Origin of the sequence: Streptomyces flavochromogenes (assembly GCF_000717595.1) — a bacterium.
GTDB classification, from domain to species: domain Bacteria; phylum Actinomycetota; class Actinomycetes; order Streptomycetales; family Streptomycetaceae; genus Streptomyces; species Streptomyces flavochromogenes.
The window spans coordinates 1-26,756 of record NZ_JNZO01000024.1 but is presented as its reverse complement, the minus strand read 5'-3'; the positions used below and the strand labels follow the sequence as shown (position 1 = coordinate 26,756).

Genomic DNA, 26,756 nt, shown 5'->3' with positions numbered 1-26,756 from the left:
TGAGGGGGTGTGTCCCAAGGCGTGGACGCCCTTCGGGAGGCGAACTCACACGGGCGGCGGCAGTCTTGCCGTGTCCGCTCATTTGAGGGGCATGCACACGAAAAGAGGGACGTTCCGGCGGGGGTAGGCTCGACAACGCCGGTACACCCTCAGTCACCGGCTTCAGACATGTGGAGAGGAGCCCTGACCCAGGGTGAGCACTAAGCCGACCACCACAGACCTCGAGTGGACCGAGTTGGACCAGCGGGCCGTCGACACCGCCCGCATCCTGGCGGCGGACGCCGTACAGAAGGTCGGCAACGGCCATCCCGGTACGGCGATGAGCCTGGCGCCCGCCGCGTACACCCTCTTCCAGAAGGTGATGCGGCACGACCCGGCCGACCCCGAGTGGGTCGGGCGCGACCGGTTCGTCCTCTCCGCGGGACACTCGTCCCTGACCCTCTACACCCAGCTGTACCTGGGTGGCTTCGGGCTCGAGCTGGACGATCTGAAGGCCTTCCGCACCTGGGGCTCGAAGACCCCCGGCCACCCGGAGTACGGTCACACCGCCGCGGTCGAGACCACCACGGGCCCGCTGGGCCAGGGTGTCGCCAACGCCGTGGGCATGGCGATGGCCGCCCGCTACGAGCGCGGTCTGTTCGACCCGGAGGCCGCCGACGGCACCTCGCCGTTCGATCACCGCATCTACGCGATCGCCGGTGACGGCTGCCTCCAGGAGGGCATCTCCGCGGAGGCGTCCTCGCTCGCCGGCCACCAGAAGCTCGGCAACCTGATCCTGCTGTGGGACGACAACCACATCTCGATCGAGGGTGACACCGAGACGGCCGTGTCCGAGGACACGATGAAGCGGTACGAGGCGTACGGCTGGCACGTCCAGCGCGTCGAGCCGCAGGCCAACGGCGACCTGGACCCCGCCGGTCTCTACGCGGCGATCAAGGCCGCCGAGGCCGAGACCGGGCGTCCGTCGTTCATCGCGATGCGCTCGATCATCGCCTGGCCCGCCCCGAACGCGCAGAACACCGAGGCCGCGCACGGCTCGGCGCTGGGCGACGAGGAGATCGCGGCCACCAAGCGCGTCCTCGGCTTCGACCCGGAGCAGACCTTCGAGGTCACCGACGAGGTCATCGCGCACACCCGTTCGCTCGGCGACCGCGGCCGTGAGGCCCGCACCGCGTGGGAGAAGTCGCTCGCCGAGTGGCGTACGGCCAACCCGGAGCGTGCCGCCGAGTTCGACCGCATCCAGGCGAACGAGCTGCCGGCCGGCTGGGCCGACAAGCTCCCGGTCTTCGAGCCGGGCAAGGGTGTCGCCACCCGTGCCGCCTCGGGACAGGTCCTCAAGGCGCTCGGCGCGGTCATCCCGGAGCTGTGGGGCGGCTCGGCCGACCTCGCCGGCTCCAACAACACGACGATCGACAAGGACTCGTCGTTCCTGCCCGAGGGCAACCCGCTGCCGGAGGCCGACAAGTACGGCCGCACGATCCACTTCGGCATCCGCGAGCACTCCATGGCCGCGGAGATGAACGGCATCGCGCTGCACGGCAACACGCGCATCTACGGCGGCACCTTCCTGGTGTTCTCCGACTACATGCGCAACGCCGTCCGTCTGTCGGCCCTGATGCACCTCCCGGTGACGTACGTCTGGACCCACGACTCGATCGGTCTGGGCGAGGACGGCCCGACGCACCAGCCGGTGGAGCACCTGGCCTCGCTGCGCGCGATCCCGGGTCTCAACGTGGTCCGTCCGGCCGACGCCAACGAGACGGCCATCGCCTGGCGCGAGATCATGCAGCGCCACACGAAGGTCTTCGGCAAGGGCGCCCCGCACGGTCTGGCGCTGACCCGCCAGGGTGTGCCGACGTACGCCCCGAACGAGGACACCGTCAAGGGCGGCTACGTGCTGTTCGATGCCGAAGGCGGCGCCCCGGAGGTCGTGCTGATCGGCACGGGCTCCGAGGTGCACCTGGCCGTCGAGGCCCGTGAGCAGCTCCAGGCCGCCGGTGTCCCGACCCGGGTGGTCTCGATGCCGTCCGTGGAGTGGTTCGAGGAGCAGGACCAGGCGTACAAGGACTCCGTCCTGCCGCCGTCGGTCAAGGCCCGTGTCGCGGTCGAGGCCGGTATCGGTCTCACCTGGCACCGCTACGTCGGGGACGCCGGCCGGATCGTCTCCCTGGAGCACTTCGGTGCCTCGGCGGACGCGAAGGTCCTGTTCCGCGAGTTCGGTTTCACGCCGGAGGCCATCGTCGCCGCCGCCCGGGAATCGATCGACGCCGCCGCGCGCTGATCCGCATACGTACGACTTAATGGAGATGGAATTCTCATGACAGACGCTCTCAAGCGCCTCTCCGACGAAGGCGTCGCGATCTGGCTGGACGACCTCTCGCGCAAGCGGATCACGTCCGGCAACCTGGCCGAGCTCATCGACCAGAGCCACGTGGTGGGTGTGACCACGAACCCGTCGATCTTCCAGAAGGCCATCTCGCACGGTGACGGTTACGAGCAGCAGCTCGCCGACCTCGCCGCCCGCAAGGTGACCGTCGACGAGGCCATCCGGATGATCACGACGGCGGACGTCCGCGACGCCGCCGACATCCTGCGGCCGGTCTTCGAGGCGACCGACGGCCAGGACGGCCGCGTCTCCATCGAGGTCGACCCCCGTCTCGCCCACGAGACGACCGCCACCATCGCCGAGGCCAAGCAGCTGGCCTGGCTGGTGGACCGTCCCAACACGCTCATCAAGATTCCGGCCACCAAGGCGGGTCTGCCGGCGATCACCGAGGTCATCGGCCTCGGCATCAGCGTCAACGTGACGCTGATCTTCTCGCTGGAGCGCTACCGCGCGGTCATGGACGCCTACCTGGCGGGCCTGGAGAAGGCCCGCGAGCGCGGCCTCGACCTCTCCAAGATCCACTCGGTGGCCTCCTTCTTCGTGTCCCGTGTGGACTCGGAGATCGACAAGCGCCTGGACGCCCTCGGCACCGACGAGGCCAAGGCCCTCAAGGGCAAGGCCGCCCTGGCCAACGCGCGTCTGGCGTACGAGGCGTACGAGGAGGTCTTCTCCTCGGAGCGCTGGGTCTCCCTCGACAAGGCGCAGGCCAACAAGCAGCGTCCGCTGTGGGCCTCGACCGGCGTCAAGGACCCGGCGTACAAGGACACCCTGTACGTCGTGGACCTGGTCGCCCCGGGCACGGTCAACACCATGCCGGAGGCCACCCTGGAGGCCACCGCCGACCACGGCGTGGTCGCCGGCGACACCGTGCGCGGCACCTACGACCAGTCGCGGGCCGAGCTCGCGGCCGTCGAGAAGCTGGGCATCGCCTACGACGACGTCGTCCAGCTCCTGGAGGACGAGGGCGTCGAGAAGTTCGAGGCGTCCTGGAACGACCTTCTCAAGTCCACCGAGGCGGAGCTCTCGCGCCTCGCACCTTCGGAGGCGTAAGCACTTTGAGCGCAGTCCACGGAGCCAACCCGCTCCGTGACGCCGCAGACCGACGGCTCCCGCGTATCGCGGGGCCGTCGGGTCTGGTGATCTTCGGCGTCACGGGCGATTTGTCCCGTAAGAAGCTGATGCCTGCCGTCTACGACCTGGCCAACCGCGGCCTGCTGCCGCCGGGCTTCTCGCTCATCGGCTTCGCCCGCCGGGAGTGGCAGGACGAGGACTTCGCGCAGGAGGTCCACGACGCCGTCGAGCAGCACGCGCGCACCCCGTTCCGCGAGGAGGTGTGGCAGCAGCTGATCCAGGGGATGCGTTTCGTCCAGGGCGACTTCGACGACGACGACGCGTTCGAGCAGCTGAAGGACACCATCGAGGAGCTGGACAAGGCGCAGGGCACGGGCGGCAACTTCGCCTTCTACCTGTCGGTCCCGCCGAAGTTCTTCCCCAAGGTCGTCCAGCAGCTCAAGAAGCACGGGCTCGCCGACCAGAAGGACGGCTCCTGGCGCCGCGCGGTCATCGAGAAGCCCTTCGGCCACGACCTGGTCTCCGCCAAGGAGCTCAACGAGGTCGTCCACGAGGTCTTCCCGCCCAACGAGGTCTTCCGGATCGACCACTACCTCGGCAAGGAGACCGTCCAGAACATCCTGGCGCTCCGCTTCGCCAACACCCTCTTCGAGCCGATCTGGAACCGGTCGTACGTCGACCACGTGCAGATCACCATGGCCGAGGACATCGGCATCGGCGGCCGCGCCGGCTACTACGACGGCATCGGCGCCGCCCGTGACGTCATCCAGAACCACCTGCTCCAGCTGCTCGCACTGACCGCGATGGAGGAGCCCGCCTCCTTCGACGCCGACGCGCTGGCCGCCGAGAAGACCAAGGTCCTCGGCGCGGTGAAGCTGCCCAAGGACCTGGGCAAGTCCACGGTCCGCGGCCAGTACGCGGCCGGATGGCAGGGCGGCGCGAAGGCCGTCGGCTACCTGCAGGAAGACGGTATCGACCCCCAGTCGAAGACCGACACGTACGCGGCCATCAAGCTGGAGATCGACAACCGCCGCTGGGCGGGCGTCCCCTTCTACCTGCGCACCGGCAAGCGGCTCGGCCGCCGCGTCACCGAGATCGCGGTCGTCTTCCAGCGCGCCCCGCACTCCCCCTTCGACTCCACCGCGACCGAGGAACTCGGCCGCAACGCCATCGTCATCCGGGTCCAGCCGGACGAGGGCGTGACGGTGCGGTTCGGCTCCAAGGTGCCCGGCACCCAGATGGAGATCCGGGACGTGTCGATGGACTTCGCCTACGGCGAGTCCTTCACGGAGTCCAGCCCCGAGGCGTACGAGCGGCTCATCCTCGACGTCCTGCTCGGCGACTCCAACCTCTTCCCGCGCGTCGAGGAGGTCGAGCTGTCCTGGAAGATCCTCGACCCGATCGAGCAGTTCTGGGACAAGCACGGCAAGCCCGCGCAGTACCAGTCCGGGACCTGGGGTCCGGTCGAGGCGGACGAGATGCTCGCACGAGACGGACGGAGCTGGCGCCGGCCATGAAGACCGACCTGACGGACACCACGTCCTCCAAGATCAACAAGGCGCTGGTGCTCGGGCGGCGGGCGATCGGTACGCCGGCCGTCGGCATGGTGCTCACCCTCGTCATCGTCACCGACGAGGAGAACGCCTACGACGCGCTGAAGGCTGCGAACGAGGCGTCCCGCGAGCACCCCTCGCGGACCCTCGTCGTCATCAAGCGGGTCTCGCGCTCCCCGCGGGACCGCTCCAAGGCACGGCTCGACGCCGAGGTCCGTCTCGGCGCCGACGCCAGCACCGGTGAGACGGTGGTCCTCCGGCTGTACGGCGAGGTCGGCGACCACGCCCAGTCGGTGGTCCTGCCGCTGCTCCTCCCGGACGCCCCCGTCGTCGTCTGGTGGCCGGTGAACTCGCCGACCGACCCGGCGAAGGACCCGCTGGGCGCCCTCGCCCAGCGCCGGGTGACCGACACGTACGCCGCCGAGCAGCCCATCCACGAGCTGACCGCGCGCGCGGACGCGTACACCCCGGGCGACACGGACCTCGCGTGGACCCGGATCACCCCGTGGCGTTCGATGCTCGCCGCCGCGCTCGACCAGGTCGTGTGCGAGGTGACCTCCGCCGAGGTCGAGGGCGAGGAGTTCAACCCGAGCGTCGAACTGCTCGCCATGTGGCTGGCGGAGCGACTGAACATCCCGGTGCGCCGCTCGGCGTCGACGGGTCCCGGCCTCACCTCCGTACGGATGGAGACCAGCTCCGGCCCGATCGTCCTCGACCGGCCGGACGGCTCGCTCGCCACGCTCTCCATCCAGGGGCAGCCCGACCGTGCGGTGGCGCTCAAGCGCCGCGACACGGCCGAGCTGATCGCGGAGGAGCTGCGCCGGCTGGACCCGGACGACACCTACGCGACGGCGCTCAAGTTCGGCCTGGAGCGGCTCGACGAGGAGGCGGCCGTCACCGCCCCCGAGGTCGTCGTCGAGACGGTCGCGGAGACCGTCGTGGAGTCGGCCGCCCCGGCCGCCCCGGCAGCCAAGCCCGCCGCGAAGAAGGCCCCGGCCAAGAAGGCGGCGGCCAAGTGAGCACGCCGCAGCTGGTCGTCCACCGCGACAAGGAGCTGATGGCCGAGGCCGCGGCGGCCAGGCTGATCACGAAGATCGTGGACGCCCAGGCCGCCCGCGGCTCCGCCTCGGTGGTACTCACCGGCGGGCGCAACGGCAACGGACTGCTGGCGGCGCTCGGTTCGGCGCCGGCGCGGGACGCGATCGACTGGTCACGGCTCGACCTGTGGTGGGGCGACGAGCGGTTCCTGCCCGAGGGCGACCCCGAGCGGAACGTCACCCAGGCCCGGGAGGCGCTGCTCGACCGGGTGCCGCTCGACCCCTCGCGGGTGCACGCCATGCCGGCCTCGGACGGCCCGTACGGCTCCGACGTCGACGCGGCCGCGGCCGCGTACGCGGAGGAGCTGGCCGCCGCCGCGGGCCCCGGTGACCACGGCGGGGTGCCGACCTTCGACGTCCTGATGCTGGGCGTCGGCCCGGACACCCATGTGGCCTCGCTCTTCCCGGAGCTGCCCGCGGTCCGCGAGACCGAGCGGACGGTGGTCGGCGTGCACGGCGCGCCCAAGCCGCCGCCGGTGCGGGTCTCGCTGACCCTTCCGGCGATCCGGGCGGCGAAGGAGGTCTGGCTCCTCGCCGCCGGTGAGGACAAGGCGAAGGCGGCGGCGATCGCGCTGTCGGGCGCGGGCGAGGTGCAGGCCCCGGCGGCGGGCGCCTACGGCCGCTCGCGCACGCTGTGGCTGCTGGACGCGGCCGCGGCATCGGAGCTGCCGCGGAGTCTGTACCCGCCGGCGTCCGCCTGACGCGACGCCTCGGAGGCCCGGTTCACCCCTCGGTGGACCGGGCCTCCGTCGTCGGTACGGGTTCGAGGAAGGGCGTGAGCAGGTCCGGAACGGCCCCGGCGGCGAAGGTCAGGCCCTGGCTCTGGCCCGCGTCGAGGATGTCGTACGCGCCCGCTCCGGCCGCCGTGGTGGCGGTGAGGGTCAGCACGCCGGCCCGCCGCTGGAAGTACGACTGCTTGACGGTCCAGCCGATGACGCCGGAGCGCTGGAGGGCGACCGTGGCCCGCCGGACCGTACCCGAACGGGTCACCAGATAGGCGCCGCTGACGCCGTGTCCGAGAGCGCGGTACGCGTCGAGGGCGAACAGCACGGCGACCGGGCAGAGGACGGCCGCGCAGCCGGCCGCCACGTACAGCAGGACCGGGGTGAGGAGCAGCCCGAGGAGGACGAGGACCGCCACGGGCACCAGGACGCTCCCCAGCGCCCAGCGCACCCTCCGCGTGCGGGCGGCCCGGGGGTGGGCGGCGAGGGGCGCTCCGGTGGGCGGCTCCGGCTCGCGCAGGACCTGGGCGGCGACCCGGTCGGCCACCGCCCGCTCCGCGGCCGGCAGCAGGGTCTTGAGGTCGGTGTGCTTGTCCTCGTCGTCCTTGACGAGCCCGGTGGCGACGGCGTCGACACGGGCCGCCCCGAACGCGCGGACGCCGAGCGGCTCGACCAGCTCGATGCCCCGCAGCCTGCGTTCCTCTATGGAGACGGAGCGGGCGGTGAAGAGCCCGCGGGAGACCCGCAGGGTGCCGCCGGACTCGCGCTCCAGACGGTAGTTCCACCACATCTCGACCCACAGGCCGAGGGCGCCGACGGCTCCGGCGACGGTGGCGAGGAGGACCAGCACGAGGATCATCCAGGGGATGGAGACGTCCTGGAACCGGTCCCCTATCCAGTCGATGACCTCCCCCTGGGCGCCGAACCACTCGCTGACCTGCATGACCGCTCCGGCCGCCGCGCCGCCGAGGGCGGGGGCGAGGAAGGAGACGGGGGCGTAGCGGATCCAGCGCGGGTCGAGCGTCGCGAGAGAGGGGTCGTGGTCCGGGGCCTCGGGGGTTGCGGCGGAGCGGGTGAGCAGCTCGTGGCGCAGCCGTTCCCCCTCGGCCCGGGTGACCAGGTCGAGTTCGAGCGTGGATTCGCTGCCGCCGGTGTGCTCACCGGTGCCGATGCGGACCTTGACGAGGCCGAGGACGCGCTGGAGCGGGTTGGCGGTGAGGTCGACGCTGCGGATGCGCTCACGGGCGAGCGAGCGGCGCTGGACGACGACGAGCCCGGTGTGGAGTTCCGCCCTTTCGGTGCCGATCCGGTAGCGGGTGCGGCGGAGGCGGACGGTCTCGGCGGCGATGTCGGCGAGCAGGGCGAGGGTGACGCCCGCGGCGACCCAGAGGGCGGCCTGCCACAGGGGGCGCCGCCCGGCCAGGGCGAAGATGACGGGCAGCGCGGCGCCGACGAGGACGCCGCCGAAGAGGACGACCCGGACGAGGACGGTGCGGGGATCGAGGCGGAGCCAGTCCGAGTCCCGGTTCCCGTCCGTGGCCGCGCGGGGTGCGGTCCCGGTGGCCGGGCCGGGCGCCGTCCCGGTCGCCTCGTCCGCCGTCTCGCTCATGTGGCGTCGCCGGGGGTGGCCTGGGTGATGACGGTCAGCCGCTCGGCCAGCTCGGCGGCCAGCTCGTGGTCGAGGCCCTCGATCCGGATCGCACCCTTGGAGGAGGCCGTGGTCACCGTGACGGTGGCGAGCCGGAAGCCCTGCTCCAGCGGGCCGCGCGAGGTGTCGACCGTCTGGATCCGGGACATCGGCGCGATCCGCCACTCCTGCCAGAGGGCCCCCGTGCGGACGTAGACGGCGTCCTCGGTGACCTCCCAGCGGTGCACCCGGAACCACCAGGCGGGGAAGAACGCGGTGCAGGTGAGGCCCAGGGCCGCCACGGCCCCGGCCGAGACCAGCAGCCAGAACCGGGCGGGCCCGATGAGGGCGCCGAGGAGGCCGAGGACCACCGCCGGTACGGCGGTGGTCGCCAGGAGCCGGCTCCGCCACCAGGCGACGGCCCGCTCGTCCACGGCGTTCCTGGGCGGCCGCAGCCGCACCGCGTTCTCCCCCGTCACGGCTCTACCGTCCGCGCAGCGTGCGGTAGGCGGACACGAGTCCGGCGGTGGAGCTGTCGAGGTGCTCGCCGCCCTCGCCCTCCGTCAGGACCGGCTCGATCCGCTTGGCGAGGACCTTGCCGAGTTCGACGCCCCACTGGTCGAAGGAGTCGATGTTCCAGACGGCGCCCTGGACGAACACCTTGTGCTCGTACAGCGCGATGAGCTGGCCGAGGACGGACGGCGTGAGCGCGTCGGCGAGGATCGTGGTGGTGGGGTGGTTCCCCTGGAAGGTCTTGTGCGGGACGAGCTCCTCGGGGACACCCTCCGCCCGTACCTCGTCGGGGGTCTTGCCGAAGGCCAGCGCCTGCGTCTGGGCGAAGAAGTTCGCCATGAGCAGGTCGTGCTGGGCGACGAGGCCCGGCAGCAGGTCGTCGACCGGGCGGGCGAAGCCGATGAAGTCGGCCGGGATGACCTTGGTGCCCTGGTGGATCAACTGGTAGTAGGCGTGCTGCCCGTTGGTGCCGGGGGTGCCCCAGACGACCGGGCCGGTCTGCCAGTCGACCCGGTTGCCCTCGCGGTCCACCGACTTGCCGTTGGACTCCATGTCGAGCTGCTGGAGGTAGGCGGTGAACTTGGAGAGGTAGTGCGAGTACGGCAGGACGGCGTGCGACTGGGCGTCGAAGAAGGCGCCGTACCAGACCCCGAGGAGGCCGAGGAGCAGCGGGGCGTTCTCCTCGGGCGGAGCCGTGCGGAAGTGCTCGTCGACGAGGTGGAAGCCGTCGAGCATCTCGCGGAAGCGCTCCGGGCCGATGGCGATCATCAGGGAGAGGCCGATGGCGGAGTCGTACGAGTAGCGGCCGCCGACCCAGTCCCAGAACTCGAACATGTTCGCGGTGTCGATGCCGAACTCCTCGACCTTCTCGGCATTGGTCGAGAGGGCGACGAAGTGCTTGGCGACGGCGTCCTGGTCGGCCCGCAGGCCGGTGAGGAGCCAGTTCCGCGCGGAGGTGGCGTTGGTGATCGTCTCGATGGTGGTGAAGGTCTTCGAGGCGACGATGAACAGCGTCTCGGCCGGGTCCAGGTCGCGGACGGCCTCGTGGAGGTCGGCGCCGTCGACGTTGGAGACGAAACGGAACGTCAGGTCCCGTTGGGTGTAGGAGCGCAGGACCTCGTAGGCCATGGCGGGACCGAGGTCGGAGCCGCCGATGCCGATGTTGACGATGTTCTTGATCGGCTTGCCGGTGTGGCCGGTCCACTCACCCGCGCGGACCTTGTCGGAGAACGCGCCCATCTGGTCCAGGACGGCGTGGACGCCGGGGACGACGTTCTCCCCGTCGACGTCGATCACGGCTCCGCGGGGGGCGCGGAGCGCGGTGTGGAGGACGGCGCGGTCCTCGGTGATGTTGATCTTCTCGCCGCGGAACATGGCGTCGCGGAGCTCGGCGACGCCGGTGACGGCCGCCAGTTCGCGCAGCAGGGTCAGCGTCTCGTCGGTGACGAGGTGCTTGGAGTAGTCCAGGTAGAGGTCGCCGACGCGCAGGGCGTAGCCGGTGCCACGCTCCGCGTCGGCGGCGAACAGGTCGCGCAGCCGGGTCTCGCCCAGCTGCTCACGGTGCTTGCCGAGGGCCGCCCACTCGGGCAGCCGGTTGAGCCTGGTGCGGCCTTCGTTGTTCATCTCGGACATCGCCCACTTCTTCTCGTACTGCTTGTCTGCCCCGCTGCCTCTCCAACCTAATTGATCAGGGGGGCGAGTGACGCGACGGCGAGCGCGAACAGGGCCGCCGCGAGCAGCGCCGGAGTGAGCGGTCCCCAGCCGGCGGCCGCCGCACCGCCCAGCACGGCGCCGAGCGGGGCACCCGCGACGGCGAGGGTGCGGAAGGCGGCGGCGATGCGGCCGAGCATGCCCTCGGGCGCGCGCTCCTGCATGAGGGTCGTCTGCTGGACGTTCCACACGGTGCCCATGAAGCCGAACACCGCCATGGCCCCGATGGACACCGCGAGGACGGGCACCGTCCCCAACAGGCCCAGGCAGCCGGTCTGGACGGTCCCGGCGAGGAACACCGCGCGTACCCGGCCCGTCCGTTCGGCGATCCGGCGGGCCAGGAAACCGCCGGCGACCCCGCCGACCGCGAAGGCGGTGATGGTGGCCGCGTAGCCCGTGTTCCCGGCGTGGAGACCGTCGGTGACCAGGACGACGAGCGTGGCGATGAGGGCGCCCATGCCGATGTTGCAGAGGGTGGTGGCCGTGCAGAGCCACCGCAGGGAGCGGTCCGCGCGCAGTACGGCGAGCCCTTCGGCCATCTCGGCCCGGAGGGTCGATCCGGCGGGGCGGGGCGGCCGCTCGGGCGCCCCGGTCCGCAGCGAGGCGATGAGTAGCGCGGCCAGGACGTAGGTGGCGGCGTCCGCGGCGTACGGCACGGCGGGCCCGGCGAGGAGCAGCGCGGGCACCAGGGGTGCGGCGAGGAGCCCGCCCGCGAGCTGCTGACCGGTCATCAGGCGGGCGTTGGCCCCGGCCAGGGTATCGGCGGGCACGAGGGAGGGAAGCAGCGCGGTGGCGGCGTTGTCGAAGAGGGTCTGCAGGGTGGTGAGCGCGAAGGCGAGGACGAGGAGCAGGGCGATGCCGGCGTGTCCGAGTGCGACGGCGACGGCGAACCCGGCCATGAGCGCGCCGCGGACGAGGTCGACGGCCCACATGGCCCGTCGCTGGTCGACGCGGTCGGCGACGGCGCCGCCGAGCAGCCCGAAGAGCAGCCAGGGCAGATGGCCGCAGGCGGTGACGGAGGCGATGAGGAGGGGGTCGTCGGTGAGCGAGGCGGCGAGCAGCGGCATGGCGGCGGTGCGCAGGGAGTCGCCGAAGCGGGAGACGACCGCGGCCGTCCACAGCCTCCCGAACCCGCCCCGCCAGGCGGGCGCGGCCTTGCCGCCCGCTGTCGCCGTCATCGTCATGATGTGCTCCCCCACCCGCCCGCCGGATCCGAGGATCCCCTCCCGGCCGACGTTAGTGGGCACCACCGACAACGGGCCTTCTCGCGTGCGGAGATGCCGGGACGCGGACGCGTGGAGACGCCGAACGGGCCTTGTCCGCGAACCGGGTTCGCGGGCAAGGCCCGTCCGTCACAACGTCACACCACGTTCAGATCTCGCCGCGCAGCTTGGCCAGCGCCTCGGCGAGGATCGCCTCGCCGTCCGCGTCGCTGCGCCGCTCACGCACGTAGGCGAGGTGGGTCTTGTACGGCTCCGTGCGCGGCGGGTCCGGCGGGTTGTCCCGGTCCTGACCGGCCGGGAAGCCGCACCGTGGGCAGTCCCAGGTCTCGGGGATCGCCGCTTCGCTGGCGAAGCTCGGCTGCGTCTCGTGCCCGTTCGAGCACCAGAAGGAGATGCGGGCGCGCGGCGCCGATTCGCCGCGCTCGGCCTCGCCCATCGGCCCCGCCCCGACCCGGCTTCCCCGGATCGCGTTGCCACTTGCCACGGTCGTAACTCCCTGCGTGATGGTGCTCGAAGATGCCCCAGTCTACGTAAGGCCCAACGCGCGTCCAGTGTTCGGAGTTACCCGTCCAACTTCATCAGCAGACCAAGTACCACAATGCAGGCGAACCAGAGCAGACCGACCACGACGGTGATGCGGTCCAGGTTGCGCTCGGCGACCGAGGAGCCACCGACGGAGGACTGCATTCCGCCTCCGAACATGTCGGAGAGGCCGCCACCCTTGCCCTTGTGCATCAGCACGAGCAGCATGAGCAGCCCGCTGAAGACGATGAGGGCGATCGAGAACCCCATAACCACGGCTGGACCAACTTCCTCGGACTTATACGGACGGGGGCCGGGCACCTGCCCGACCCCCGCAAGGGTACGACGTAACTCCGCTACCGCATACTCACTGGTCGCGGAAGCGGACGATCTTGACGAACTCGTCGGCGTCCAGGGCCGCGCCGCCCACCAGGGCGCCGTCGACGTCCGGCTGCGCCATGATCGCGCCGACGTTGCCGGACTTGACCGAGCCGCCGTACTGGATGCGGACCTTGTCGGCCAGCTCCTGCGAGTACAGCTCCGCGAGGCGGCCTCGGATCGCTCCGCAGACCTCCTGGGCGTCGTCGGGGGTGGCGACCTCGCCGGTGCCGATGGCCCACACCGGCTCGTACGCGATCACGATGGTCTCGGCCTGCTCGGCCGGGACGTCCTTCAGACCGCCGTCGAGCTGGGCGAGGGTGTACTCGACCTGGTTGCCGGCCTTGCGGATGTCCAGGCCCTCGCCGACGCAGAGGATCGGGGTCACGCCGTGCTTGAAGGCGGCCTTCACCTTGGCGTTGCAGACCTCGTCGTTCTCGGCGTGGTACTGCCGGCGCTCGGAGTGGCCGACGGCCACGTAGGCGCACTTCAGCTTGGACAGCATCAGGCCCGAGATCTCGCCGGTGTAGGCACCGGAGTCGTGCGCCGAGATGTCCTGGGCGCCGTACTTGATCTTGAGCTTGTCGCCGTCGATCAGGGTCTGCACGGACCGCAGGTCGGTGAAGGGAACCAGGACCGCGACCTCACAGGCGTCGTAGTCCTTGTCGGTCAGGGCGAAGGCGAGCTTCTGGACGTGGGCGATGGCCTCGAGGTGGTTGAGGTTCATCTTCCAGTTCCCCGCCATCAGCGGGGTGCGGGTGCTGCTCATGAAAGGGTCAGTCCTCCAGTGCGGCGAGGCCGGGAAGCGTCTTGCCCTCGAGGTACTCGAGGGAGGCGCCGCCGCCGGTCGAAATGTGGCCGAATGCCTTCTCGTCGAAGCCCAGGATGCGGACGGCGGCGGCGGAGTCGCCACCACCGACGACCGTGAAGGCCGGGGAGTCGACGAGCGCCTGGGCGACGGCCTTGGTGCCCTCGGCGTAGTCGGGGTGCTCGAAGACGCCCATCGGACCGTTCCAGAAAACGGTGCCGGCGTCGGCGAGCTTCGAGGCGTAGAGCTTACGGGTCTCCGGACCGATGTCCAGGCCCTCCTCGTCCGCCGGGATGGCGTCCGCGGCGACCGTGGTCGGGTTGGCCGGAGCCTTGGTCTTCAGGTCCGGGAACTCGTCCGAGACCAGCACGTCGACGGGGAGGACGAACTCCACCCCGCGCTCCTTGGCGCGCTTCAGGTAGTCCAGGACCGCCGGGACCTGGTCCTCCTGGAGCAGCGAGATGCCGACCTCGTGGCCCTGGGCCTTGAGGAAGGTGTACGCCATGCCGCCGCCGATGAGGATGCGGTCGGCCTTCTCCAGGAGGTGGTCGATCACTCCGAGCTTGTCGGAGACCTTGGCACCGCCGAGCGCGACCACGTACGGCCGCTGGACGTCGTCCGTGAGCTTCTTCAGGACGCCGACCTCGGTGGCGATGAGGTAGCCCGCGGCGTGCGGCAGGCGCGCCGGGAGGTCGAAGACCGAGGCGTGCTTGCGGTGCACGGCGCCGAAGCCGTCGCCGACGTAGACGTCGGCGAGGGCGGCGAGCCTGTCCGCGAACGCGCCGCGCTCGGCGTCGTCCTTGGAGGTCTCGCCGGCGTTGAAGCGGAGGTTCTCGATCACGGCGACCCCGCCGTCGGAGAGGCCCGCGACGGTGGCGGTGGCGGACTCGCCGACCGTGTCCGTCGCGAAGGCCACCTCGGCGCCGAGGAGCTCGCCGAGCCGCGCGGCGGCCGGGGCGAGCGAGAACGCCGGGTCCGGGGCGCCCTTCGGGCGGCCCAGGTGCGAGGCGACCACGACGCGGGCACCCGCGTCGGCGAGCGCCTTGACCGTGGGCACGACGGCGCGGATGCGGCCGTCGTCGGTGATGGTGGTGCCGTCGAGCGGCACGTTGAGATCGGCGCGGACGAACACCCGCTTGCCGGAGACGCCTTCGGCGAGAAGCTCGTCGATCGTCTTCATCTGTCACAGACTCCTTGGTACGCGGTGGAGCACACAAACAGGGCTCGCACAGCGCGGCGTTGCGCTGCCCGAGCCCTGCTCACATCGAAAGCCTGCCCTGAAGTCTAGAGCTGGCCGCCGACGAAGACGGTGAGGTCGACGAGACGGTTGGAGTAGCCCCACTCGTTGTCGTACCAGCCGAGGATCTTGACCGTGTTGCCTTCCTGGACCATGGTCAGGGAGGCGTCGAAGGTGCAGGACGCCGGGTCGCTGACGATGTCCGAGGAGACGATCGGGTCCTCGGTGTAGAACAGGATGCCCTTGAGGTCGCCGTCGTCGGCGGCCTTCTTGAACGCGGCGTTGACCTCGTCCTTGGTGACCTCGCGGTCGAGCGTCACGACCAGGTCGGTCGCGGAACCGGTCGGGACCGGGACGCGCATGGCGATGCCGTCCAGCTTGCCCTTGAGCTGCGGGAGGACCAGGGCGGTGGCCTTGGCGGCGCCCGTCGTGGTCGGGATGATGTTCTCCGCGGCGGCACGGGCGCGGCGCAGGTCCTTGTGCGGGAAGTCCAGGATGCGCTGGTCGTTGGTGTACGCGTGGACCGTGGTCATCAGGCCCTTGACGATGCCGAAGTTCTCGTCGAGAACCTTCGCCATCGGCGCGACACAGTTGGTGGTGCAGGACGCGTTCGAGATGACGTTGTGCTGCGCCGGGTCGTACTTGTCCTGGTTGACGCCCATCACGATGGTGATGTCCTCGTCGCTGGCCGGAGCCGAGATGAGGACCTTCTTGGCGCCGCCGGCGATGTGCTTCTCGGCGTCGGCCTTCTTCGTGAAGATGCCGGTCGACTCGATGACGATGTCGACGCCCAGCTCGCCCCAGGGGATGTCGGCGGGGTTGCGCTCGGAGAGCACCTTGATGGTGCGGCCGTCGACGGTGATGGTGTCGGCGGTGTGGGTCACCTCGGCCTTGAGACGGCCCAGGATGGTGTCGTACTTCAGCAGGTGTGCCGTGGTCGCGGTGTCACCCAGGTCGTTGACAGCCACGATCTCGATGTCAGCACCCTGCTCAAGGAGCGCGCGGAAGTAGTTCCGGCCGATGCGGCCAAAGCCGTTGATGCCTACGCGGATCGTCACGAACCGATCTCCTCGTTAGGTACGCCGGTGTGCTCGACGCCGGCGAGATTTTTGTTTTTTGGGATGTCCCCGACCGCTTACGACCCTACCCCCACAGGACCCCGGTAGTGACATCGCGCGCATCCGTACGAGCCCGGAAAGTGAGGGAAAACGGCCGACGGCCCGTACCTACCGGCGGGTACGGGCCGTCGTGGGACCTTTGTCCCCACTACTCTCCGTCAGCGGCGGAGCACCCCGAGGGCGCGGCCGACGAGGCGTGCCCGCTCGCTCGCGCCGGGCACCTGCTCAAGGCCGTAGCCGAGGAGGACGGTGTCACGCGTGGTGACCGCGGCCTGCGAGTGGAAGAGCGCCGCGGAGCGTGCCCAGTCGGAGCCGTTGCCGGGGCTTCCTGCGGGCGCGCCCGGTACGGTCCACGCGCCGAGGGCGGTCTCGAAGCCCTCCGCCTCGGTGGTGGTCCCGGTGACGAGGCGGGTGTCGTCGACGAAGGCGCCCATCTCTCCCGTACCGGGGTCGGAGATGTAGGAGACCGAGAGCTCGACCTTCTTGCCGGCCCAGGCGCTCAGGTCGACGGAGGCCTGCCGCCAGCCGTTGGACGGGCCGGTGAAGGCGTTCCAGGAGCCGGTGGTGCCGGTGGTGGCGCAGCCGTCCTCGCCGACGGTGAGGTAGTGGGCGAGGAAGGGGTGGCCCCGGACGTAGTAGCCCTCGCCGCAGTCCGCGGGGGCCTCGGTGGAGGTGCCGCCGTTGCGGTCGGGCAGGGTCGTCCAGTCGTCCTGGCCGACGGTGTGGGCCTCGACGACGAGGTTGTCGTAGCCGGGCTCGGTGTCGTAGCTGACCTGGAAGTCCAGCCGCGGTGTGTCCGCCGCGGTGACGCCGGTGAGGTCGACGGTCCTGCTGAGCCGGGCCCAGGTGTCGTCGGCGTGCTTGACGGCCGCGAAGGTGGCGCCCTCGGCGGGCTCGAACGGCATCCGGATGCCCGGGTAGGAGCCGGCGGAGGCGCTGCTCGCGAACTGCGGGAACTCCTTCGGCTTCAGGGTGTCCGAGGTGACGGTGTAGGCGCCCGCGTTGTCCAGCGGGTTGTCGGCGGAGGCGCCGAGGCTCGCGCCGATGCCCTTGAAGGCGCCGCTGCCGGCGAAGGCGGGCGGGTTCTTGAGGCCGGCCCGGTGGTAGGCGCCGAGGTAGTACTGGGCGAAGTCGTTGGTCTCGGCCAGGCCGACCTGGGTGAGCCCGCCGGACTTCTCGCCGGTGTTGATCAGCTTGCCGCCCTCGTTGAGGTAGGCGCGGACGGCGAGCTGGGCGGCTCCGGAGGGCCGCTCGGCGCCGGTGTACCAGACGACGGTACGGAAGTGGGAGAGCACGCCGAGTGCGTCCGGGGTGCCCTGGGTGGCGACGTCCCAGACGGCGGCCCTGCGTCCGTTGTCGGCGAGCGCCTTCACATAGGCGGCGGTGTGCTTCGCGGCGGTGGTGCCGCCCTCGTCGGCGAGGACGAGGACGTCTCCGCGGGGCCGCTCGGCCACCGTGTAGGTGAAGGGGGCGGAGGCGGTGGCCCGGCCCTCCCGGGTGCGGGCGGTGAACCAGACCTCGACGGAGTCGCCGGTCCGGGCACCCTCGACCTCGGCGCGGTACTCGTCGAAGTAGAGGTTGTCCTCGCCGCCGTAGGTCTCGCCGCCCTTCCAGGCGTCGAGCTCCTCGCTGTGGGTGCGGCCGCCGTTGATCCGGTACTTCAGGGTCTTGCCGCGCAGCGACTTGCGCGCGGTGACCGCGATCTCCTGCTCCTCGCCGCGGGCGTAGGAGGTGGTGAAGGTCTTCGGTGTGAAGTCGGGGGCGTCGATGCCGACCGGGGAGACGGGCCGGTCCGGGTGCGCGGCGGTCTCGGCGACGGCGAGCGCGAAGGGGATGTTCTTGGCGAACTCGGCCTGGATCAGTTTCTCGTCGTCCGGGAAGGTGAAGACGGAGGCGCAGTCGGCCGGGTTCCAGGCGTCGTTGGGGTCGACCCGGGAGGCGGTGGCACAGGTCGACATCTCCGGGGTGAACATCTGCATGTCGTTGACGTTGGCGGCGTGGCCGTCCGCCTCGCCGTTGGTGATGTACAGCTCCGAGGAGACCTGCGGCCGGTATCCGGGCACGGCGGAGTTCTGCGGGGTGCCGGCGAGGGCTTCGAGGGCCACGTCGTCGGGTGTGTCGGTGGCGACCTGCCAGCCCACGCCGTACAGCAGGAGCTGGGCGGCCGAGTGGTAGTTGATGCCGTACGCGAAGCCGATGCGCTTCTGGAAGGCGTCGAGGGCCTTGGTCTCCGGCTCCGACATGGGGCCCTTGCCGCGGAAGGTCTCGTCGGCCGGGTCGGGCGAGGAACCCTCGTTGTCGTAGCCCCACTTGTAGGCGAAGTTGCGGTTCAGGTCGACGCCGTCACCGGCGGCGATCCGGCCGTCGCCGTCGTTGTCCCGGAGGTTCTTGCGCCACTGGCGGTTGGCGGGGTCGGCGTGCGTGTGGTCGTAGCCGTCCGGGTTGGCGGAGAGCACGAACCACAGCTCGGTGGAGTCGACGATCCGGGTGATCCGCTCGTCCTTGCCGTACCCGTCGAGGTAGTGGTGCATCAGCCGCCGGGTCATCTCCGGGGTGATCCACTCGCGGGCGTGCTGGTTGGACATGTACAGCGTGGCCGGCTTGGAGCCGTCCTTGACCCGCGGGGCGCCCTTGCTGACCTTGAGGGCGAGGATGTCCTGGCCGTTGACGGTCTTGCCGAGGGAGACGACCTTGGTGATCCCGGGGTTCGCCCGGGCGGTGTCCAGGATCTCCTGCTTGAGGCCGTTCGGCCCTCCGTACGGGCGGAAGACGCCGTCCCCCGCGGCGGCCACCCGCTTCTCGGCGGAGGCGGTCAGGCTGTGCTCGGCGAGCTCGACACCCTGGCCGCGCAGCTGCCCGGCCTGCCGGCCCGTGAGGAAGAGCTCGACCGTCGCGGAGCCCTTCGCGGGCACCCGCTCGGTCAGTTCATGGGCGTCGGCGCCGGCTTCCAGGAGCAGCGGAACCTGCTCCTTGGTGACGTCGGCGCGCCATACGGAGAGGCCGTCACCGCCGTCCCGGTCGTCCGGCTGCTGCGCTCCGGCGACGGGTGCCGCCGCCACGCCCGCGATCAGCAATGAAGCCGCTGCGAGGATCGATCTCGCTCTGCGTCTCATGAGCCCCCCTTGTCATCGTCTGCCACGAAGGTGAACAGACGCCAGGCTCATGGGCGTCCATGGGCCTGTCAAGGGTGCCTCGCGGGTGTACGAAAAAGCTGCCGGCGCCTCAGAAAGGCACCGGCAGCCCGGAGTTCGGATTTCCGTACGAAGGCGGAACCGGTCAGCCGACCAGGCTGTCGTCCAGCTCCTCGGTGAGGTTGGACTCGGTCCCGGGAATGCCCAGGTCCTGCGCCCGCTTGTCGGCCATCGCCAGCAGCCGGCGGATCCGGCCGGCCACCGCGTCCTTCGTCAGCGGCGGGTCGGCGAGCGCGCCCAGCTCCTCCAGGGAGGCCTGCTTGTGCTCCATGCGGAGCCGGCCGGCCGCCGCGAGGTGCTCGGGCACCTCCTCCCCGAGGATCTCCAGGGCGCGCTGCACCCGGGCCCCGGCGGCGACCGCGGCGCGGGCCGAGCGGCGCAGGTTGGCGTCGTCGAAGTTGGCCAGGCGGTTGGCGGTGGCGCGGACCTCGCGCCGCATCCGCCGCTCCTCCCAGGCGAGCACCGACTCGTGTGCGCCGAGCCGGGTCAGCAGCGCGCCGATCGCGTCGCCGTCGCGGACGACGACCCGGTCCACTCCCCTTACCTCACGGGCCTTCGCCGCGATGGAGAGCCGGCGCGCCGCGCCGACCAGGGCGAGCGCCGCCTCCGGACCCGGGCAGGTCACCTCGAGGGAGGAGGACCGGCCGGGCTCGGTCAGCGAACCGTGCGCGAGGAACGCGCCCCGCCAGGCCGCCTCCGCGTCACAGGTCGCCCCGGAGACCACCTGCGGAGGGAGGCCCCGGATGGGGCGGCCCCGGCCGTCCACGAGACCCGTCTGCCGGGCCAGCTGGTCGCCTCCGGCCACCACCCGCACCACGAAGCGCGAGCCGCGCCGCAGCCCGCCGGGGGCCATCACGATCAGTTCCGAGCTGTGCCCGAAGATCTCCAGGATGTCCCGCTTGAGCCGGCGCGCCGCCATCGCGGTGTCCAGCTCCGCCTCGATCACGATGCGGCCGCTCACCAGGTGCAGCCCGCCCGCGAACCGCAGGATCGACGAGACCTCTGCCTTCCTGCAGCAGGTCCGGGTGACGGGAAGCCGGGAGATCTCGTCCTTCACCGCTGCCGTCATCGCCATGGGCCGATCCTTCCATGCATCCGAAAAATACGGTCGTACGCGGCGGCCAACAGCTCCGGATCATGCTTCGCGGAGCCGTCGGGCCCGGCCACCGGCGCCAGCTCGACCGCGGCACCGAGCCGCTTGGCGGCATCGGCGAGGGACTCGCGGTCGGGCACGGCGGCCTCGTCGGCCAGCACCACGTCCAGGGCGAGTTTAGGGGCGTGTCGTCCCAAAACCTCCAAATGACGCTGCGGGGAGAAGCCCTCGGTTTCTCCGGGCTGCGGCGCGAGGTTCAGCGAGAGCACCTTCCGCGCCTTCGTCTCGGCCAGCGCGTCGAGCAGCTCGGGCACGAGCAGGTGCGGGATCACCGAGGAGAACCAGGAGCCGGGACCGAGGACCACCCAGTCCGCGTCCAGGACCGCCTCGACCGCCTCGGGCACCGCCGGCGGGTCGTTCGGCACGAGGTGCACGGACTGCACCTCGCCCGGCGTGAGCGCCACCGTCGCCTGACCGCACACCGTGTCCACGTCGTCCGGACGCTCCGGATCGTGCCCCTTGACCAGGGCCTGGAGCTCCAGGGGTACGGCGGACATGGGCAGCACCCGGCCATGGGCGCCGAGCAGCCGGCCCACCAGGTCGAGGGCCTGCACGGGGTCGCCGAGCTGCTCCCAGAGGGCGACGATCAGCAGATTGCCGACGGCGTGGCCGTTGATCTCGCCCTTGGACTGGAAGCGGTGCTGGATGACCCGGGCCCAGGTCTGGCCCCAGTCGTCGTCGCCGCAGAGCGCGGCGAGCGCCTTGCGGAGGTCGCCCGGGGGCAGCACGCCCAGCTCCTCCCGGAGCCGGCCGCTGGAGCCCCCGTCGTCGGCGACGGTGACGACGGCGGTGAGGTCGCCGGTGATCCGGCGGAGGGCGGCGAGGGAGGCGGAGAGGCCCATCCCGCCGCCCAGCGCGACCACCTTCGGCTGGGCGGCGCGCCTGCGGAGCGTACGCCGCACCGAGAGGGTGGAGGCACGTCGACGGTACGGCTTCACTCGCGCCCCATGTCCCGGTGCACGACGACGGTCTCGACCCCTTCGGCGGCGATACGGGCGGCGAGCCGCTCGGCGGTGGCCACGGAGCGGTGCTTGCCGCCGGTGCAGCCCACGGCGATGGTCACGTACCGCTTGCCCTCGCGGCGGTAGCCGGCGGCGATCAGCTGGAGGAGCTCGGTGTAGCGGTCGAGGAACTCCTTGGCGCCGGGCTGGTTGTAGACGTAGTTCGACACCTCCTCGTTGAGGCCGGTGAAGGGGCGCAGCTCGGGGACCCAGTGCGGGTTCGGCAGGAAGCGCATGTCGACGACGAGGTCGGCGTCGACCGGCAGGCCGTACTTGAACCCGAAGGACATGACGGTGGCCCGCAGCTCGGGCTCCTCGTCGCCGGCGAACTGGGCGTCCATCTTGGCGCGCAGCTCGTGGACGTTGAGGCTGGAGGTGTCGATCACCAGGTCGGCGTCGCCGCGCAGCTCGCGCAGCAGGTCGCGCTCGGCGGCGATGCCGTCGGTGATCCGGCCGTCGCCCTGGAGCGGGTGCGGCCTGCGCACCGACTCGAAGCGCCGGACCAGGGCGTCGTCGGACGACTCCAGGAAGACGATCCGGCGGGTGACCTGCTTGGCGTCCAGGTCGGCGAGGGACTCCCTGAGGTTGTCGAAGAACTGCCGGCCGCGGACGTCCACGACGACGGCGATCCGGGCGACATTGCCCTGGGAGCGGGCGCCGAGCTCCACCATGGTGGGGATCAGCGCGGGCGGCAGATTGTCCACGACGAACCAGCCGAGGTCCTCCAGACACTTCGCCGCGGTGGACCGGCCGGCTCCGGACATGCCGGAGATGATCACCAGCTCGGGAATGGCCGCCTCGGCGCCGTTGTCGCCGGGGGTCTCCTTCGTGCCCGTACTCACGTGTCCTGCTCCGTCTTCTCGGTCGTGCTGGTCTTGCGGTTCGTTCCGGTCCTGCTCGTGCGCGGTCATGCCGTGCCGCCCCCGTCGTCTTCCATGATCTCTCCTGTCGCCGTGTTCACGGCAGGTGCGGCCGGGGCCGCCTGTGCGAGGGCCACGACGACCGCCTCGGCGGTCTTCCGGCCCATGCCGGGGACCTCGCAGATCTGCTCGATTGTCGCCTGCCGGAGCCGCTTCACCGAGCCGAAATGCTTGATCAACGCCTGTTTCCGGGTGTCGCCGAGACCGGGCACCGCGTCGAGAGGGCTGGTCCGGATACGTTTCGCCCGCTTGGACCGCTGGTAGCGGATGGCGAAGTCGTGAGCCGTGTCACGTACCCGCTGGAGGAGATACAGGCCCTCGCTGGAGCGGGGCAGCACCACCGGGTCGTCGTCGCCGGGCAGCCACACCTCCTCCAGCCGCTTGGCGAGCCCGCACACCGCGATGTCGGAGATCCCGAGCTCGTCGAGGGCGCGGCGGGCCGCCGCGACCTGCGGCTGCCCGCCGTCGACCACGACGAGCTGCGGCGGGTAGGCGAACCGCTTGGGCCGCCCGGCCTCGTCCGGATCCTCGACGACACCCTCGGGATCCCACTCCCCCGTCTTCTCCTTCTCCGCGAGATAGCGGCGGAAGCGGCGGCCGATCACCTCGTGCATGGACCGGACGTCGTCCTGGCCCTCGAAGCCCTTGATCTGGAAGCGGCGGTACTCGCTCTTGCGGGGCAGCCCGTCCTCGAAGACCACCATCGAGGCCACCACGTCCTCCCCCTGGAGGTGCGAGATGTCGAAGCACTCGATCCGCAGCGGCGCCGACTCCAGGTCCAGGGCCTCGGCGATCTCCTCCAGGGCCCGGGAGCGGGTGGTCAGGTCGCTGGCGCGCTTCGTCTTGTGCAGGACGAGCGCCTGCTGGGCGTTGCGCGCGACGGTCTCCATCAGGTCCTTCTTGTCGCCGCGCTGCGGGATCCGCAGCGAGACGTTGGCCCCGCGGCGGCCGGAGAGCCAGGCGGTGACGGCCCCGGCGTCCTCGGGCAGCGCCGGGACCAGGACCTCCTTGGGCACCGTGTCCCCGCTCTCCTCGCCGTACAGCTGCTGGATCGCGTGCTCGACGAGCCCGGCCGTGTCGACGGCCTCGACCTTGTCGGTGACCCAGCCGCGCTGGCCGCGGACGCGTCCGCCACGCACGTGGAAGATCTGCACGGCGGCCTCCAGCTCGTCCTCCGCGAGCGCGATCAGGTCGGCGTCGGTGGCGTCGGCGAGCACGACCGCGCTCTTCTCCATGGCCCGGCGCAGCGCCTCTATGTCGTCGCGCAGCCGCGCGGCCTTCTCGTACTCCATGTCCTCGGCCGCGAGCATCATCTGCTTCTCCAGCCGGCGGATGTACGTACCCGTACGGCCGGCCATGAAGTCGCTGAACTCCTCGGCCAGTTCGCGGTGCTCCTCCGGTGTGACCCGGCCGACACAGGGTGCCGAGCACTTGCCGATGTACCCGAGGAGACAGGGCCGCCCGGCGGAGGCGGCGTTGCGGAAGACACCCGCGGAGCACGTGCGCACCGGGAAGACCCGCAGCATCAGGTCGACGGTCTCGCGGATCGCCCACGCGTGCGCGTACGGCCCGAAGTAGCGCACGCCCTTCTTCTTGTGGCCGCGCAGGACCTGGACGCGCGGGAACTCCTCGTTCATCGTCACGGCGAGATACGGGTAGCTCTTGTCGTCCCGGTATTTGACGTTGAACCGGGGGTCGTACTCCTTGATCCAGGAGTACTCCAGCTGGAGCGCCTCGACCTCGGTCGACACGACGGTCCACTCCACGGACGCCGCGGTGGTCACCATGGTGGCCGTCCGCGGGTGCAGGCTCGTGAGCGGCTGGAAGTAGTTGGCCAGCCGCTGCCGGAGGGACTTCGCCTTCCCCACGTAGATCACCCGGCGGTGCTCGTCGCGGAACTTGTAGACCCCCGGGGAGTCGGGGATCTGACCCGGCTTGGGGCGGTAGCTGGAGGGGTCTGCCATGCTCCCCACCCTACTGGCGGGCACCGACACTCCGGCCTCGCGCGCTCGTTGGCGAAGCATGGCGAATCAGGTGGCTGGACGGCTGGCGGACCGGGTGTGCGTGATCACGGGCGCGGCGAGCGGAATCGGACGGGCGACGGCGGAGCGGTTCCTCCGGGAGGGCGCGCGGGTGATCGCCGCCGACCTCGACGGGGACCGGCTCGCGACGCTGGAGGGAGTGGTCCCGGTGACCGGGGACGTGTCCCGTGACCAGGACGCCCGGCGCATGATCACCACGGCGGTGGACCGCTTCGGGCGGCTGGACGTCCTGGTGGCGAACGCGGGCGTGATCCCCCTGCTCTCCGTCACGGAGGCCGAGGGCTCGGACTTCGACCGGGTCATGGCGGTGGACGGCCGGGGAATGTTCCTGACCTGCAAGTACGCGATCGAGGCGATGCTCGCCTCGGGCGGCGGGTCCATCGTCTGCACGTCATCGATCTCGGGGGTCGCCGGACAGGCCCGGCAGGCGGTCTACGGCCCGGCGAAATTCGTCGCCACCGGCCTGACCAAGCACCTGGCGGTGGAATGGGCGGAACACGGGATCCGGGTGAACGCGGTGGCCCCGGGCACGATCGAGACGGAACGGGTGGCGGCGGCGCGGGTGGAACCCGGCGGGCCCGAGTACCTGGCCGAGGTGGAGCGGGGCCATCCGATGGGCCGCTTCGGGACGCCGGAGGAGGTGGCGTCGGCGATCGTGTTCCTGGCCTCGGAGGAGGCGTCCTTCATCACGGGCGCGATCCTCCCGGTGGACGGCGGCTACTTGGCCCGCTGACGGCAGGCGCCACGCCCCACCACACCCCCGACCGCGCGGTCCGCACGCCGTGGGCGCAGGCCACGCCTTCCCACCGGCCACGCGGGCCGCAACCGCGCCGCCCTCGCCCACCGCCGTGTGCCCACCCGTCCCGCTGGGGCGGGACGGGTGGGCACACGGGACGGCGCCCTCTGGCGGCGCCTCCGCCCCTCGCGCCTGGACCCGCACCCCAAGCACGGTGCACAAGGGGTGCGGGTCAAGGCCCGGAAGCCCAGGCCCGGCAAAGGGCGCCGTCCGTTGTGTCACGGTCGGAGTGGCGGCCCGGCGGAGGGGGCGGCCGCGCTCAGGGCCCGGGGGTCAGGGCTCCCGGGTGGTGGCTCGGCGCCGCCGGATCGCCGCCGCCGACATCAGCAGCAGGGCCAGCCCCGCACCCACCCCCGCCGTAGTCGAAGCCACCGTCACCGCCGGCCCATCCCCGGAGCCACGCCCCGGCGCGGCCACCGGCGCGGCCGCCGGTTCAGCCGCCCGCGGCTCGCCGTACCCGCCCGCCGCCCCCTTCCTCGCGTACGCCGAGCCGGGCAGCTTGTCCCCGTACGCACGGACCACCCGGTCCCGGTAGGCGGCCAGGCTCGTCCCGTTCCGGCCGACCGCCCGCACCGCGTCCTCGTCCAGCGGCAGCACCTTCGCCCCCTTCTGGACGTACCACGCGTCGATCTGCGGCTCGCGGAACACCAGGCCTCCGCCGCCCAGTTCCGCGTACCGGATCTCGTCGTCACCGGTGGCGATGTTGACGACCTGCCAGCCGCCCGGCTGCTCGACCGTCCACAGCGAGGCCTTCCGGCCGTCCGAGGACACGGCCCGGCTGGCCCGGAACTCGACCCGGGCGACAGGCACCCCCGGCTTCCCGGCGACGAAGTCCGGGGAGAGGATCCGTACCGGCACCGACCTGCCCTCGACGCGCGGCGCGGCCGCCGAGCGGGCGACGGCGCCGTCCCGGGCGAAGAACCGGGACAGGGTCTCCAGGGTCCCCGGCGCGGAGGCGGCCTGTTCGGGGGTGGGCGCGGGCGGCAGGGACTCGGCCGCGTCCGCGGGAAGCGCGCCGAGCAGGACGAGCGCGGCGGTGGTGAGGAGCCCCGCGCCCGTGGCACGTGCGTTCATCGTCGTCACGCCCCTATCCGGTAGAGCGAGTGGGTCCAGGAGAAGGAGTTGTTGTCGACGTACCAGGCGTGCGAGGCCCAGTTGTAGCGGTTGCTGGAGGGCCAGGGATCGCCCCAGTAGACCCAGCTGTCGGCGTCGTCGTAGCCGTAGATCACGTGCATGTGGCCGCCGCCGCTCGACCACTGGATGCGGGTCTCGACGGGCCGGTCGGCGTTGATCTCGGTCTGGACGGTGGAGTAGCGCAGCCAGCCGGTCACGTAGGAGCCGGGGGTGATGCCGGCCCAGCTCAGTCCGGTCTGGACGTTGCCGAGGGTGGCCTGGTTGTTGGGGCAGTCGTAGCCCTGCTGGCGGTTGAAGGCGGCGTTGCAGAACTGGTTCTGGCTGTAGTTCCGGCCGAACCAGGTGGCGATGGTGTTGCCGCCGGCCGCCCAGCACCAGTTGGTCTTCTGCTGGGCCTGCATGGTGATGTTCAGCCGCTTGGAGCCGAGGGCTGCGGCGTCCTCGCCGGCGGGTGCGGCGGACGCCGAGGTGGTGGGGACGAGGAAGAGGGCGGCTGCGGCGAGTGCCGCGAGGTTCGGCTTTCTTGTGCGCATCGCGTTCCTCCCTGGAGCGGG

22 protein-coding genes are annotated in these 26,756 nt (G+C 71.3%); 6 read left to right on the top strand and 16 right to left on the bottom strand.

All coding sequences use genetic code 11. The annotated features are described in order from the left end of the window. Window positions 1-193: 193 nt before the first annotated feature. From tkt to pgl, 5 genes are read left to right on the top strand one after another with little or no spacing between them, the layout of a single operon-like run. Window positions 194-2,281 carry a transketolase gene (tkt, locus tag IF00_RS0127375; RefSeq protein ID WP_030322502.1) on the top strand — a complete coding sequence of 696 codons (2,088 nt, stop codon included), beginning with the start codon at window positions 194-196 and terminating at the stop codon, window positions 2,279-2,281. 36 nt (window positions 2,282-2,317) lie between these two features. Then, window positions 2,318-3,436 carry a transaldolase gene (gene tal, locus IF00_RS0127370; protein ID WP_030322500.1) on the top strand — a complete coding sequence of 373 codons (1,119 nt, stop codon included), beginning with the start codon at window positions 2,318-2,320 and terminating at the stop codon, window positions 3,434-3,436. Window positions 3,437-3,441: 5 nt separating this feature from the next. Next, window positions 3,442-4,974, top strand: coding sequence for a glucose-6-phosphate dehydrogenase (gene zwf / locus IF00_RS0127365; protein ID WP_030322498.1), 1,533 nt, complete (start codon window positions 3,442-3,444; stop codon window positions 4,972-4,974). Next, entirely contained in the window at window positions 4,971-6,029 is a 1,059-nt protein-coding gene (gene opcA / locus IF00_RS0127360; RefSeq protein ID WP_030322496.1) for a glucose-6-phosphate dehydrogenase assembly protein OpcA, read from the top strand. The genes zwf and opcA overlap by 4 nt, the downstream gene beginning before the upstream one ends. Continuing rightward, the gene (gene pgl, locus IF00_RS0127355) at window positions 6,026-6,808 is read left to right on the top strand and encodes a 6-phosphogluconolactonase (RefSeq protein ID WP_030322495.1); all 783 of its coding nucleotides are present in this window, start codon (window positions 6,026-6,028) and stop codon (window positions 6,806-6,808) included. Before opcA ends, pgl begins: the two co-directional genes overlap by 4 nt. A 22-nt stretch (window positions 6,809-6,830) precedes the next feature. Here the strand turns inward: pgl and IF00_RS0127350 are convergent, their stop codons facing one another. The 14 genes from IF00_RS0127350 to uvrC all read right to left on the bottom strand — a co-directional run bounded on the left by IF00_RS0127350 (window position 6,831) and on the right by uvrC (window position 24,194). Continuing rightward, complete coding sequence (locus IF00_RS0127350) at window positions 6,831-8,438, bottom strand: PH domain-containing protein (protein ID WP_078944868.1); 1,608 nt, start codon at window positions 8,436-8,438, stop codon at window positions 6,831-6,833. Then, window positions 8,435-8,935, bottom strand: a complete 501-nt coding sequence (locus IF00_RS0127345) for a PH domain-containing protein (protein ID WP_030322492.1) — start codon at window positions 8,933-8,935, stop codon at window positions 8,435-8,437. The genes IF00_RS0127350 and IF00_RS0127345 overlap by 4 nt, the downstream gene beginning before the upstream one ends. Before the next feature lie 4 nt (window positions 8,936-8,939). Beyond that, window positions 8,940-10,592, bottom strand: a complete 1,653-nt coding sequence (gene pgi / locus IF00_RS0127340; RefSeq protein WP_030322491.1) for a glucose-6-phosphate isomerase — start codon at window positions 10,590-10,592, stop codon at window positions 8,940-8,942. Between the two features lie 56 nt (window positions 10,593-10,648). Then, window positions 10,649-11,863 carry an MFS transporter gene (locus tag IF00_RS0127335; RefSeq protein WP_030322490.1) on the bottom strand — a complete coding sequence of 405 codons (1,215 nt, stop codon included), beginning with the start codon at window positions 11,861-11,863 and terminating at the stop codon, window positions 10,649-10,651. Between the two features lie 187 nt (window positions 11,864-12,050). Further along, entirely contained in the window at window positions 12,051-12,386 is a 336-nt protein-coding gene (locus tag IF00_RS0127325) for an RNA polymerase-binding protein RbpA (protein WP_078944867.1), read from the bottom strand. 77 nt (window positions 12,387-12,463) lie between these two features. Continuing rightward, window positions 12,464-12,694: a preprotein translocase subunit SecG gene (secG, locus tag IF00_RS0127320; RefSeq protein WP_017238647.1), complete on the bottom strand. Its 231-nt coding sequence runs from the start codon at window positions 12,692-12,694 to the stop codon at window positions 12,464-12,466. 97 nt (window positions 12,695-12,791) lie between these two features. After that, window positions 12,792-13,571 carry a triose-phosphate isomerase gene (gene tpiA, locus IF00_RS0127315; protein ID WP_030322488.1) on the bottom strand — a complete coding sequence of 260 codons (780 nt, stop codon included), beginning with the start codon at window positions 13,569-13,571 and terminating at the stop codon, window positions 12,792-12,794. 7 nt (window positions 13,572-13,578) lie between these two features. Beyond that, the gene (locus tag IF00_RS0127310) at window positions 13,579-14,790 is read right to left on the bottom strand and encodes a phosphoglycerate kinase (protein WP_030322486.1); all 1,212 of its coding nucleotides are present in this window, start codon (window positions 14,788-14,790) and stop codon (window positions 13,579-13,581) included. A 104-nt stretch (window positions 14,791-14,894) separates the two neighbouring features. Continuing rightward, the gene (gap, locus tag IF00_RS0127305; RefSeq protein ID WP_030322485.1) at window positions 14,895-15,905 is read right to left on the bottom strand and encodes a type I glyceraldehyde-3-phosphate dehydrogenase; all 1,011 of its coding nucleotides are present in this window, start codon (window positions 15,903-15,905) and stop codon (window positions 14,895-14,897) included. A gap of 218 nt (window positions 15,906-16,123) precedes the next feature. Beyond that, a complete protein-coding gene (locus IF00_RS0127300; RefSeq protein WP_030322483.1) occupies window positions 16,124-19,078 on the bottom strand; it encodes a M14 family metallopeptidase in 2,955 nt (984 codons plus the stop codon). A 163-nt stretch (window positions 19,079-19,241) separates the two neighbouring features. Next, a complete protein-coding gene (whiA, locus tag IF00_RS0127295; RefSeq protein ID WP_030205188.1) occupies window positions 19,242-20,231 on the bottom strand; it encodes a DNA-binding protein WhiA in 990 nt (329 codons plus the stop codon). Beyond that, window positions 20,222-21,247 (bottom strand): gluconeogenesis factor YvcK family protein, encoded by a 1,026-nt coding sequence (locus tag IF00_RS0127290; protein WP_030322482.1) that lies wholly within the window; start codon window positions 21,245-21,247, stop codon window positions 20,222-20,224. The genes whiA and IF00_RS0127290 overlap by 10 nt, the downstream gene beginning before the upstream one ends. Beyond that, a complete protein-coding gene (rapZ, locus tag IF00_RS0127285; RefSeq protein WP_030322480.1) occupies window positions 21,244-22,221 on the bottom strand; it encodes an RNase adapter RapZ in 978 nt (325 codons plus the stop codon). The genes IF00_RS0127290 and rapZ overlap by 4 nt, the downstream gene beginning before the upstream one ends. Next, complete coding sequence (gene uvrC, locus IF00_RS0127280) at window positions 22,218-24,194, bottom strand: excinuclease ABC subunit UvrC (RefSeq protein WP_030322479.1); 1,977 nt, start codon at window positions 24,192-24,194, stop codon at window positions 22,218-22,220. The genes rapZ and uvrC overlap by 4 nt, the downstream gene beginning before the upstream one ends. Window positions 24,195-24,264: 70 nt before the next feature. Here uvrC and IF00_RS0127275 point away from each other — a divergent pair, with 70 nt between their 5' ends. Further along, the gene (locus tag IF00_RS0127275) at window positions 24,265-25,005 is read left to right on the top strand and encodes an SDR family NAD(P)-dependent oxidoreductase (RefSeq protein WP_245234652.1); all 741 of its coding nucleotides are present in this window, start codon (window positions 24,265-24,267) and stop codon (window positions 25,003-25,005) included. A gap of 336 nt (window positions 25,006-25,341) precedes the next feature. On the opposite strand, the gene IF00_RS0127270 is transcribed toward IF00_RS0127275, so the two are convergent. After that, window positions 25,342-26,142: a hypothetical protein gene (locus tag IF00_RS0127270; RefSeq protein ID WP_051820643.1), complete on the bottom strand. Its 801-nt coding sequence runs from the start codon at window positions 26,140-26,142 to the stop codon at window positions 25,342-25,344. Window positions 26,143-26,147: 5 nt separating this feature from the next. Further along, window positions 26,148-26,735 carry a papain-like cysteine protease family protein gene (locus IF00_RS0127265; RefSeq protein WP_063740696.1) on the bottom strand — a complete coding sequence of 196 codons (588 nt, stop codon included), beginning with the start codon at window positions 26,733-26,735 and terminating at the stop codon, window positions 26,148-26,150. Window positions 26,736-26,756 lie beyond the last annotated feature (21 nt).